This is a genomic window from Alphaproteobacteria bacterium, from assembly GCA_004295055.1.
Taxonomy (GTDB): Bacteria; Pseudomonadota; Alphaproteobacteria; order SHNJ01; family SHNJ01; genus SHNJ01.
Map to the genome: position 1 here is coordinate 1 of SHNJ01000002.1, position 10,854 is coordinate 10,854.

Annotated in this window: 13 protein-coding genes; 8 read left to right on the forward strand and 5 right to left on the reverse strand. The window is 50.3% G+C overall.

Translation table 11 applies throughout. From position 1 onward, the window contains the following. The 3 genes from EYC62_00045 to tkt form a co-directional block, all read right to left on the reverse strand. Positions 1 to 639, reverse strand: a 639-nt coding sequence (locus EYC62_00045) for a class I fructose-bisphosphate aldolase (protein TAH38422.1), incomplete at its 3' end; no start/stop codon positions are given. Between the two features lie 44 nt (positions 640 to 683). Continuing rightward, complete coding sequence (gene gap, locus EYC62_00050; GenBank protein TAH38411.1) at positions 684 to 1,688, reverse strand: type I glyceraldehyde-3-phosphate dehydrogenase; 1,005 nt, start codon at positions 1,686 to 1,688, stop codon at positions 684 to 686. Between the two features lie 11 nt (positions 1,689 to 1,699). Then, positions 1,700 to 3,703 carry a transketolase gene (gene tkt, locus EYC62_00055; GenBank protein TAH38412.1) on the reverse strand — a complete coding sequence of 668 codons (2,004 nt, stop codon included), beginning with the start codon at positions 3,701 to 3,703 and terminating at the stop codon, positions 1,700 to 1,702. 151 nt (positions 3,704 to 3,854) lie between these two features. Between tkt and EYC62_00060 the strand changes: the two genes are divergently transcribed. The 5 genes from EYC62_00060 (at position 3,855) to EYC62_00080 (ending at position 6,953) form a co-directional block, all read left to right on the forward strand. Continuing rightward, a complete protein-coding gene (locus tag EYC62_00060) occupies positions 3,855 to 4,112 on the forward strand; it encodes a hypothetical protein (GenBank protein ID TAH38413.1) in 258 nt (85 codons plus the stop codon). 14 nt (positions 4,113 to 4,126) lie between these two features. Further along, positions 4,127 to 4,459: a cell division protein ZapA gene (locus tag EYC62_00065; GenBank protein TAH38414.1), complete on the forward strand. Its 333-nt coding sequence runs from the start codon at positions 4,127 to 4,129 to the stop codon at positions 4,457 to 4,459. A 185-nt stretch (positions 4,460 to 4,644) separates the two neighbouring features. Further along, positions 4,645 to 5,223, forward strand: coding sequence for a 5-formyltetrahydrofolate cyclo-ligase (locus EYC62_00070; GenBank protein ID TAH38415.1), 579 nt, complete (start codon positions 4,645 to 4,647; stop codon positions 5,221 to 5,223). A 40-nt stretch (positions 5,224 to 5,263) separates the two neighbouring features. Then, positions 5,264 to 6,052, forward strand: a complete 789-nt coding sequence (locus tag EYC62_00075) for a YmdB family metallophosphoesterase (protein ID TAH38416.1) — start codon at positions 5,264 to 5,266, stop codon at positions 6,050 to 6,052. 109 nt (positions 6,053 to 6,161) lie between these two features. Beyond that, positions 6,162 to 6,953: a hypothetical protein gene (locus EYC62_00080; protein TAH38417.1), complete on the forward strand. Its 792-nt coding sequence runs from the start codon at positions 6,162 to 6,164 to the stop codon at positions 6,951 to 6,953. Here the strand turns inward: EYC62_00080 and EYC62_00085 are convergent. Further along, the gene (locus EYC62_00085; protein TAH38418.1) at positions 6,950 to 7,810 is read right to left on the reverse strand and encodes a hypothetical protein; all 861 of its coding nucleotides are present in this window, start codon (positions 7,808 to 7,810) and stop codon (positions 6,950 to 6,952) included. The genes EYC62_00080 and EYC62_00085 overlap by 4 nt on opposite strands. A 12-nt stretch (positions 7,811 to 7,822) precedes the next feature. Continuing rightward, positions 7,823 to 8,380 carry a response regulator gene (locus EYC62_00090; GenBank protein ID TAH38419.1) on the reverse strand — a complete coding sequence of 186 codons (558 nt, stop codon included), beginning with the start codon at positions 8,378 to 8,380 and terminating at the stop codon, positions 7,823 to 7,825. Between the two features lie 217 nt (positions 8,381 to 8,597). Between EYC62_00090 and EYC62_00095 the strand changes: the two genes are divergently transcribed. The 3 genes from EYC62_00095 (at position 8,598) to EYC62_00105 (ending at position 10,798) form a co-directional block, all read left to right on the forward strand. Beyond that, on the forward strand, positions 8,598 to 9,353 hold the full coding sequence (locus EYC62_00095) for a YebC/PmpR family DNA-binding transcriptional regulator (GenBank protein TAH38420.1): 756 nt from the start codon (positions 8,598 to 8,600) through the stop codon (positions 9,351 to 9,353). Between the two features lie 4 nt (positions 9,354 to 9,357). Beyond that, on the forward strand, positions 9,358 to 9,855 hold the full coding sequence (ruvC, locus tag EYC62_00100) for a crossover junction endodeoxyribonuclease RuvC (protein TAH38423.1): 498 nt from the start codon (positions 9,358 to 9,360) through the stop codon (positions 9,853 to 9,855). A 265-nt stretch (positions 9,856 to 10,120) separates the two neighbouring features. Continuing rightward, entirely contained in the window at positions 10,121 to 10,798 is a 678-nt protein-coding gene (locus EYC62_00105) for a CADD family putative folate metabolism protein (GenBank protein TAH38421.1), read from the forward strand. Positions 10,799 to 10,854 lie beyond the last annotated feature (56 nt).

Genomic DNA, 10,854 nt, shown 5'->3' on the forward strand with positions numbered 1-10,854 from the left:
ATCCGATGGTAATTTTACCTTGATCATATGCGCGCCAGCTTGGCATGCCATATGCGCGGCATAGGCAACTACGTCAATTGCCGTTTCCGCTTCTTTCGGCAAAACGCCGCCGCGCGGATAGCACCACACAACGGATGCGATACCATGCGAGCGCGCTTCGGCGATGATGTCGCGCAATTCTTCCATTTGCGCGTTATAGGATTCCGAACCGTTATATAATGTAAACCCAATCGCCGAACAGCCCAGACGCACCGCATCGCGCACGCTGCAAACCACCGCTTGATCCGGATTGGTTTTATTGGAATTCAGCGAATTGCCGTGATTCATTTTCAAAATCAATGGAATTTTTCCGGCAAATGTGTCAACACCGGTTTCCAGCGCGCCCAGCGGGGCGGCATAAGCCGATAAATCGGCATCGATTCCCAATTGATAAAAATAATGCGGATCGTAACCGGCGGAATTGATCGCAAAGCTGCGCGCCGGGCCGTGTTCGAATCCTTGGTCGACCGGCAAAATAATCATTTGCCCGGTCCCGCCAAGGCGCCCTTGCATCAAAATGCGCGCCAAATTTTCTTTGACCGCGGCACTTTCGCCTTCGTATTTCGACAAAATATTTTTTACGGTCGGTGTCAAATTCATTGTTGGTTGTGTTTTCATAACTGCCTTCATTTTCATTCTCCCAATTAAATCATCTTGGCCATTACGCCGGCGGTATCGAGCATGCGGTTGGAGAAACCCCATTCATTATCATACCACGACAATACACGCGCGAGACGCTTGTCTACGACTTGCGTTTGCGTCGCATCGAAATTCGATGAATGCGGATCGTGATTAAAATCGGATGATACTAATTCATCGGTTACATAACCCAAAACGCCTTTCAAACGGCCTTCCGACGCTTTTTTCATCGCGGCGTTGATTTCTTCGGCCGTGACGTCACGCGGCGCGACGAATTTAAAATCGATCATCGACACGTTAGCGGTTGGCACACGCACGGACGTGCCATCCAATTTGCCTTTCAATTCTGGAATCACGAGGCCAAGCGCCTTCGCCGCGCCGGTGGACGATGGAATCATCGATAATGCGGCGGCGCGGGCGCGGCGCGGATCTTTGTGAATCGAGTCGACCAGTTTTTGATCGCCGGTATAGGCGTGCACGGTGGTCATAAACCCACGCTCGATCCCGATTTCTTTCAAAACAACATCGGCAACCGGCGCTAGGCAATTGGTGGTGCAAGAGCCGTTCGAAATCACAATATGATCTTTGGATAATTTGTCATGGTTGACGCCATAAACGATGGTCGCATCCACGCCATCGGCCGGGGCCGATACGATCACGCGTTTCGCGCCAGCGGTTAAATGATGCGCGGCCTCATCGCGTTTGGTAAAACGGCCGGAACATTCAAACGCGATATCGACGCCCATATCTTTCCACGGCAATTTTGCTGGGTCCGGTTGCGCCACCACCGCGATTTTTTGCCCCTGAATTTCCATCGAATTGTCGGTGGTTTTTACATCGAACGGGAAACGGCCATGCACCGAATCGTAACGCAGCAAATGCGCATTCGATTTCACATCGCCTAAATCGTTGATGGCGACAATCTGAATATCCTTGCGGCCCGATTCAAACAGTGCGCGCAAAACCAATCGTCCAATCCTGCCAAAACCATTAATTGCTACTTTTGTCATTTTTCTCTCTCCTATAGTTTTTGTTTTACAAGCTCGACGACTTTTTCCGCCGTGATGCCAAAATGCTTGAACAAATCACCGGCGGGCGCGGATGCGCCGAACGAATTCATGCCGATAAATCCGCCATCCATGCCGATGATCGCATCCCAGCCTTGGCGAATGCCGGCTTCGATGGCGATTTTAACCGGGCTGTTGCCCAAAACCTGATCCCGATAGGATTTAGATTGGCGGACGAACAATTCCATCGACGGCACCGATACGATTCGCGCCGCGATATTTTGCGCGGACAATAAATCGCGCGCCGCAACCGCAATGCCGATTTCCGATCCGCTGGCGAATAACGTAACTGGCGCGTTTTGCGATTCCGCCAATATATAGGCGCCCTTGGCGGATAAATTTTCCGCGCTGTCGGCGACGCGCACATGCGGCACCGCTTGGCGGGTCAAGGCGATGACCGACGGGCCTTCTTGGCGTTTCAGGGCGATTTCCCACGCTTCGGCGGTTTCTACCGCATCGGCCGGGCGCAAGAACAATAAATTCGGAATCGCGCGCAGCGCGGCGTAATGTTCCACCGGTTGGTGGGTCGGGCCGTCTTCGCCGAGTCCAATGGAATCATGCGTCATCACATAAATCACCCGCTGATGCATGATGGCCGACAAGCGGATCGATGGGCGGCAATAATCGGTGAAAATCAAAAATGTCGCGCCATATGGAATAACGCCGCCATGCAGCGCCAAGCCATTCATCGCCGCCGCCATGCCATGTTCGCGCACGCCATAATGGATATATGTGCCGCCGTAATTTTGCGCGGTCACGACCTTGTGCGTTTTAACCTTGGTATTGTTCGATGGCGTTAAATCGGCCGAACCGCCAACCATTTCCGGCAATAAAGGCTGCAAAACTTCAAGCACCTTGCCGCTGGCTTGGCGGGTGGCGATTTTCGGTTTTTCCGCAACCAATGCCGTTTTCAATTTTGCAATTGCGTCCCAAACATCAGACGGAATTTCGCCCGATTGGCGACGCAAAAATTCCGATTTTTTGCCATCGGCATTTAATTTTTTTTGCCATGCCGCAAATGATTCCGCCCCGCGCGCGCCAATTTTACGCCAAGCATCCAATACATCGGCGGGAATATCGAATGCCGCATGCGGCCAATCCAATTTCTGCCGCGCACCAGCGATTTCTTCTGCGCCCAGCGGGCTGCCATGGCAATCATGCGATCCGGCTTTGGTCGGCGCGCCGAATCCAATGGTGGTTTTGCATGCAATCAAAGATGGACGGTCGGATTTTTGCGCGCGCGCGATGGCGGCGGATATTTCGGCGGGATTATGGCCATCGATGCGTTCCGCGCGCCAGCCATAAGATTCGAATCTTTTCAATTGATCGATCGATGTCGATAAATCGGTATGGCCGTCAATAGTGATGCCGTTATCGTCAAACAGCACGATCAATTTGCGAAGGCGCAAATGCCCGGCCATTTCGGCGGCTTCGTGGCTGATGCCTTCTTCTAAACAGCCGTCGCCAGCGATGACATAGGTATAATGATCCACCAACCCATCGCCGAATTCGGCGTTTTGAATCCGTTCGGCCAATGCGAATCCAACCGAATTTGCGATCCCCTGCCCCAATGGGCCGGTGGTTGTTTCAATGCCCTTGGCATATCCATATTCAGGATGCCCCGCGGTTTTGCTGCCCAACTGGCGGAAATTTTTCAATTGATCCAGCGTCATATCCGCATAGCCCGTCAAATATAACAGCGAATACAAAAGCATCGATCCATGTCCCGCCGATAAAATAAAACGGTCGCGATCCGCCCAATCGGGATTTTTGGGATCGAATTTCAAAAATTGGGAAAATAAAACGGTGGCCACATCGGCCATGCCCATCGGCATGCCAGGGTGCCCGGATTTTGCGCGTTCCACCGCATCCATGGATAAAAACCGGATGGCATTGGCCATCTGTTTGTGGGGAATATCGATTTTAGTGGAAACTCCAATTTTCGCGGCTGCTGTCATAAATCCTCGGTTTATTACTTATATTACAAGCATCACAATTAGGTCTAAAATCATCCACCGTCAACTGTTAAGCGAAAACTTTAAAGGTTGACGAAACAGAAATTCTCTTCATAATTCGAAACCGTAACAATACTACCGACAGGGATACATCATGACATCATCCAACACCGATTCCACCAAAAGCGCCAGCGACCGTTTACTGGGTGCATTGACCAGATTAGAACAAGCGATCGGCGATATTGAAAAAAAATTGTCGACCATTGCATCGGCCAATGACGATAAATTGAAAAATTTGGAAGAACAATTGGGATCGGTAAAGCAGCAATATTCCCAGTTAAACGAGGTGACGCAACAAGTCGCCAATCGTTTGGACGAGAATATGGAAAAACTGCGTAAATTAGCCGCTTAATAAGGACATTTATTATGTCGCAAATTTCAATTCAAATTAACAATGTGCCTTACACCGTCGCCTGCGATGATGGGCAAGAATCCCAGGTTCAGGATTTGGCAAAATATGTGGATGCTAAAATTGTTGAATTGAAAAAATCCCTGGGCCATGTCGGCGAGGCGCGCTTGCTGGTTTTAGCCGCCCTTAAACTTGCCGATGAGCTGGCCGAAGCCTATGCCTATATCGATAAACTGGAAGAACAAAAGGCCGAAACCCTGTCGCCAACCACGGCGCAACTGGCCGTTAGCCAGATTGAAGGGTTGGTATCCTCTATCGAATCTCTTGCATCCAGGCTGCCAAACCACTAAGTTATCAGGTTGGTAAGCGGCCTTTCGCGTTAGGGTGCATGCAACCCACCGGCCGATTAAAACTCTTCGGGAGCTGTCTCTGTCTGGACCGTGGTTCAGGTATATGGTTCCCACCTGGTCTTTTGGGCCATGGCGGAGTTCATCGTCACCCGACGGTCACGGCGGCTTACCAGCTTGGAATCTAAATGACCGATCTTGAATTAACCAAAAAAGCTTTACGCGAAGAAGTTTTAAAAAAGCGCAGTTCCGTGCACAGCATGTCGCGCGAACGCGCGGCGGGTACGATTCGCGATTTATTTTTACAGGCTTTGCCACTGCGCCCAGGTTCGGTCGTCGCTGGATACTGGCCGTTGCCGGGTGAAGTCGATTCCACGCCATTACTAAACGCGCTTGCCGAAAAGAAATTTGAAATCTGTTTACCGGTTGTGGCCGAGCATGACTCCCCGTTGATTTTCCGGCAATGGACGCCGGGAATGAATTTAGGCGAAGGATATGCCGGCACGCGCATACCGCCCGTGGAATCGCCTGTCTTAAAGCCGAATATTTTGGTAGTGCCTTTGGTGGCATTCGACCGCGCCGGATATCGCCTGGGTTATGGCGGCGGATTTTATGATCGCACACTGCATGCGATGCGTGCAGAACGGCAAATTATGGCGGTTGGCCTGGCCTATGCCGTGCAGCAAGTTCCCCTGGTCCCGCACGAAGGCACGGATGAAAAACTGGATTGGGTGGTAACCGAAGAAATGGCGATTGGCTGTAATTAAGCCCTATCGCGCCGCTGAAAAATCCTTATAATCCGCCCTTATGAAAATTCTATTCCTTGGCGATGTGGTCGGCCGGTCCGGCCGCGATGCGGCGATAGGCAATTTAAAAAAATTGCGCGATGAACATACGGCCGATTTTATTATTGTAAACGTGGATAATGCCGCGCATGGATTCGGCATCACCCCCGCCATTGCCGAAGATTTTTTTGCCGCTGGCGCAGATTGCTTGACATTGGGCAATCACGGATTCGATCAAAAAGAAATTTTGGGTGTGCTGGACAAAGAACCGCGTTTAATTCGCGGCAATAATTACCCGCGCGGCACGCCAGGGCGCGGCAATAATATTTTTAATTTAAAGGATGGTCGCAAGATCGCGGTGTTGCACACAATCGGCCGCCTGTTCATGGACGATTTGGATTGCCCATTCCAACGCACCAATGACGATTTACAGAATCTGTCTTTAGGCGGAAATGTACAGGCGATTTTTGTCGATATTCATGCCGAAGCGAGTTCTGAAAAAATGGCATTGGGACATTATCTGGATGGGCGCGTATCCGCCGTCGTTGGCACGCACACCCACATTCCAACGGCGGATTGCATGGTTTTTCCTGGCGGCACCGCGTATCAAACCGATGCCGGCATGTGCGGCGATTACAATTCGGTTATCGGTTTTGTCAAAGACGTGCCGATCCAGCGTTATGTCCGTAAAATGCCCACAATGAAATTGGAACCCGCCCTTGGCCCAGCGCAAGTGCGCGGCTGCATTGTGGAGACCGACGACAAAACCGGCCTGGCGAAATCGATCGCGCCGATTTTTGTCCGGTCATAAAATAACAAAATTTACGGCGGATAAGTTGCGATGGCGACATCGTATGCTTGACCAATACGCAATATAGGCAGAGTATTTTTCTAAGCGATAATAAAGCTTGGAGGGAAAAATGAACTATAAATTGCAGAATTTAGGCGCATTGACCGCTAGTTTAAGCGTTTTAGGCCCGACTATTCCCATTGCATCGGGGGATATTGCCCATAGCAATTTTCGCCTGACACAACCAAATTTTCTAAGCTTGGAACAACAGCCGACCATCGAAACAACGCCTTATGGTATCAGGCGAAATATAAAGGATCTGGTTCCCTTGCCTCCGGCGGCGGGCAAAGCGCAAAAAAATAAAGTCATGGGCGCTGTCTCCGATCATGAGGTTTGGTTTGGCGAGCAAGACGGATATAAAATTGAAGCTGTCAGAATTTATGCGGATCAGGCCGGCAATTGGCTGGGCGATGCGCCGGCACCAGACAACCTTGATATCACTGTATGGAAAACCGGCTTAGTCGGCGGCAAATTAATGTGGCAATTGGTAGTCGATTCCAATGGCATGCAAGATGATGCAACCACCGTACAGGCATTGTATGATTTAAGAACGCGCGTCGATGCGGCTTATCGTCATGGCGACAAAAATGCAGCCAAGCCATTGATGCGGGTATTGTATCTGGAACTTCCGTCGGATAAGCCGGTAAAAAGTTATATGGACATGCCCACTTTTGTTGGCGAAGTATTGGATTGGTCGGCGAATGGTGGCAATACATATTTGAAATCTTTTATAGATTTTCTTGATCAATCTATAAAATTGGGAAATCAGTTATTGCCGCAAATGGGTAAAGCCCATAATTTACCTGCATCCAGCATTTTCCTGGCGGCGGCCAGGATGCGCGACCAGCAACGCTTGGCCTAAGCGTTATCCAATTTTTCAAGAAACTTGGCGATATGTTCCAGCACCAGGCTGGAATCATGCGCCTTGCGTTTGGCAACGACGACCTCCAATCCTTCGATCAGCAATTGTCCGATTTCGCCGCCAATACCCTTGATTTTTTTACGCACCACCACTTGCAGGGCATCCAAATGGAATTTGATGAGCATCATGTCCATTTTTTCGGGAACGCTCATGCCTTCGGTCAATTTGCACAAAGAATCGGCGATGCGGCTGATTAAAGGATAGCCATAAGATCCGCCACTACTTTTAATTTCGTGAGCTTGAGAAAACAATTTCGCGACGTTTTCCTTGCTGCGATCCGGGAAATGTTGCAACGCCTGGAATGTTACGCTGATTTCCCGCAATTCTTTTGGGGCGATGCCTTCGATATAATTTGCCGCCAGATTTTTAACCACCTCCGCGGCGCGGACAAAAATCCCGACATCGAAACTGCTGGCGCCCTCGCCGACTTTTTTCTTTAATTTATTGACTGGATGCAAAAATTCCACCAGCGTTTGCGCCTTGTCCATTTGCGGCGGCGCTTCATCGACAGTGAAATCCTGTACCATGACTTCCGGACGCTTTTTGCGCGATCCCGCAGGGACGTTATCGGCAACAGCATTAGAAGAAGCGGCTGAATTTTTAGACGATGCGTTTGGAGCAGGTGTATTAACCGAAAAATCCTGCACCTCCACATCGCGTTTTTTACGCATCGTATTTTGCGATGGGCCGGCAGATGGAGAGCCCGTTTGCGCCGCACCCTTGGACGAAGGCGACACCGGCTGATCCTTAGTCGCATCGATCACTTCTGGGTTCTTGCCACGGCGGCGGAAAATCATGGAATCATTCCCTTAAAAATCATCGGACAGGCCAAGGCCCGGATCCGACAATCCCAAATCGCCGCCCAAATTGGACCGGCGGCGTTCGACACCATCGTAAAATGTCTGTTCTTCTTTTTTGCGGCGGCGGTCGGGACCGAAATAAGTTTTCGTACGCACGAACGGCCGCGGATTTTCGATTACCGCCTGAATACGCGCCGCGAGTTCTTTGGCCGAAATCGGTTTAGCCAAAATTTCATTGATGCCGATATCGCGCGCGGCCGTAACACGGAATTGTTCGGTATATCCGGTGACCGCGATGATTGGAATAAATGGATCGGGACTGTCCTTGCCTTTGCGCACGCGTTCGATGAAATCCATGCCGCTGACCGGTTCCATCACCAGATCGCATAAAATCAAATCGTAACCGCCGGCGGCCAATTTAATAAATGCCTCGCGGCCATCGCTGGCTTCTTGAATGGCGCCGACACCAAAAACATTCAAAAGCGAGCGGATTAAATTGCGCATATGCTTACTGTCATCGACGATCAGCACATTTAACTTGTCTAATTTGTATGTTTGTTCACTCATTAAAAACGACCAAAACCTGAAAAAGCGCCGCTATAGAATAGCAAAATCTGAATAAAAAGCGGTTAACCGCCCTTTATACCCACAAGATATAGGCGTTTACAGTATAGATCTACCACCCCAAGTGGGCTATAAAATAAGGGAATTTGTGCATAATTGGCCACAGAATAAAGGCCGATTGTCGACATATTTACAACGTCTTAGATGAGGTTCCAAGGGTATGGCAGGTCATAGTCAGTACAAAAATATTATGCACCGGAAAGGGGCGCAGGACAAAAAGCGCGGTAAGATATTCACCAAGCTAATTCGTGAAATCACCACCGCCGCCCGGAGCGGCGCGCCGGATCTCAATTCCAATCCGCGCCTTCGGGCCGCAGTCACCATGGCGCGAAACGCCAACATGCCCAAAGACACGATCGAACGCGCGATTAAACGCGGCAGCGGCGCCGATGGAGCCGATCATTTCGAAGAAATCCGGTACGAAGGATATGGCCCGGCCGGGATTGCAATTATTGTCGAAGGCTTGACCGATAACCGCACCCGCACCGCCGGCGAAGTGCGCGCCGCATTTACCAAGCACGGCGGCAATCTGGGAGAAACCGGCAGCGTCAGTTTCATGTTTGAACATATCGGCGCGATTTTATATCCCGCCCAAACCGCCAGCGCCGACAAAATGCTGGAAACGGCGATTGACGCCGGCGCCAGCGATGTGGAATCCAGCGAAGACGGCCATTTCATTTCTTGCGCACCGGGGGATTTGAACACGGTGCGCGATGCTATGGAAAAACAATTTGGCGAGGCGGAGAGCGCGAAATTATCCTGGAAACCAACCAATCTTGTTCCTGTACCCGAAACCGCCGCAAAAGATTTGCTGAAATTGGTCGAAGTACTGGAAGACAATGACGACGTGCAAAATGTGTACGGCAATTTCGATATTGATCCCGCGGTGATGGAGAAATTGGCCAATGCCGGATAAAATCTTGCGCATTTTAGGCATCGATCCCGGTTTGGTGCACACCGGCTGGGGCATTGTCGAATGCGCAGGCAACAAGTTGCGCGGCATCGCAAGCGGAACTATTTCCGCCAATCCGAAATCGCAAACCGCCGAGCGGTTGCACCATATTTTCGAACAATTATCGTCAGTCATCGCAGAATACAAACCGGCGACCGCGGCGGTGGAAGACAGTCTTGTCGCCCAAAATTCAGCCAGCGCCCTGAAATTGGGCATGGCGCGCGGAATCGCGTTATTGGCGCCAGCGCAAATGAGCATACCAGTATGCGAATACAGCGCCAAACTGGTCAAGAAATCGGTTGTCGGCACCGGCAGCGCCGATAAAAATCAAATCTTCCTAATGGTTCAGCGTTTATTGCCTGGCCTTGAAATTGAATCCGAACATGCCGCCGATGCGCTGGCTATCGCCATCTGCCACGGACACCACGCCGAAACGCAACAAAAATTTCATATAAAATCCGCCTAATTTATTAGGCTACCCTCCCCTTGAGGGAGGGTCAAAGACGCGAAGCGGCTTTGGGGTGGGGTTGTTTTGCTGAACCGTCTTAGATTTTCTATAATGCTGGCCACCGCAACCCCACCCCAAAATTCCTGGCGGAATTTTGCGCCCTCCCTCAAGGGGAGGGCAGCTAAGAGTTATTGAAAATAGGGGAAAATATTAAGTTGAATTCCTATCCAATCCGGGCTATGCCATTGTTATTCTAATTGATCCATTGATACGAGGAATTCCTATGACCTTTTCCCAAACTTTGAAAGAGCGCATTGCTCCATTAAACTTGCTCAACCACCCATTTTACCAAACCTGGAACATGGGCGAGTTGTCTAACGAAACTCTGCAACATTATGCCGGACAATATTTCCATCATGTGTCCGCATTCCCACGTTATATCAGCGCGACCCATTCGATCTGCGAAGACATTACCAAACGCAAATTGCTGTTGGAAAATTTGTGGGACGAAGAAAATCGCGGCACCGATCATCCAGAATTATGGATGCAATTCGCCGAAGCTTTGGGCGCATCCCGCGAGGACGTGAAAAAAGCGGTTTTGGCCGGCGAAACCAAGCAATTGATCGAAACTTTCTTCTCGTTCTGCCGCAACACCTATGCCGAAGGTTTGGCATCGTTGTACGCCTACGAACATCAAATCCCGGAAATTGCCACCGTGAAAATCGACGGCCTGAAAAAATTCTATGGCGTTGAATCGGAACAAGGATTGAAATTCTTTACCGTTCACCAAGAAGCCGACGTGTTTCACCGCGAAGCATGCGAAAAATTGCTGGATCAATTGAGCCCGGAAGAACAAGCCAAGGCATTGCACGCCGCTGAAACCACCGCGAAAGCGTTGTGGAACTTCCTATCGGGCGTTCAATCGACCTATGAATCCTGCGGATGTGGCGCAAAACATTAATAGGCTTAATAGCCTATTGTCTGGAAAAGGGCGGGTTTATCCCGCCCTTTTTGTTT

Coding starts and splice junctions, on each gene's coding strand:
- gap (TAH38411.1), bottom strand. CDS start 1,688: ATGACAAAAGTAGCAATTAATGGTTTTGGCAGGATTGGACGATTGGTT.
- tkt (TAH38412.1), bottom strand. CDS start 3,703: ATGACAGCAGCCGCGAAAATTGGAGTTTCCACTAAAATCGATATTCCC.
- EYC62_00060 (TAH38413.1), top strand. CDS start 3,855: ATGACATCATCCAACACCGATTCCACCAAAAGCGCCAGCGACCGTTTA.
- EYC62_00065 (TAH38414.1), top strand. CDS start 4,127: ATGTCGCAAATTTCAATTCAAATTAACAATGTGCCTTACACCGTCGCC.
- EYC62_00070 (TAH38415.1), top strand. CDS start 4,645: ATGACCGATCTTGAATTAACCAAAAAAGCTTTACGCGAAGAAGTTTTA.
- EYC62_00075 (TAH38416.1), top strand. CDS start 5,264: ATGAAAATTCTATTCCTTGGCGATGTGGTCGGCCGGTCCGGCCGCGAT.
- EYC62_00080 (TAH38417.1), top strand. CDS start 6,162: ATGAACTATAAATTGCAGAATTTAGGCGCATTGACCGCTAGTTTAAGC.
- EYC62_00085 (TAH38418.1), bottom strand. CDS start 7,810: ATGATTTTCCGCCGCCGTGGCAAGAACCCAGAAGTGATCGATGCGACT.
- EYC62_00090 (TAH38419.1), bottom strand. CDS start 8,380: ATGAGTGAACAAACATACAAATTAGACAAGTTAAATGTGCTGATCGTC.
- EYC62_00095 (TAH38420.1), top strand. CDS start 8,598: ATGGCAGGTCATAGTCAGTACAAAAATATTATGCACCGGAAAGGGGCG.
- EYC62_00105 (TAH38421.1), top strand. CDS start 10,121: ATGACCTTTTCCCAAACTTTGAAAGAGCGCATTGCTCCATTAAACTTG.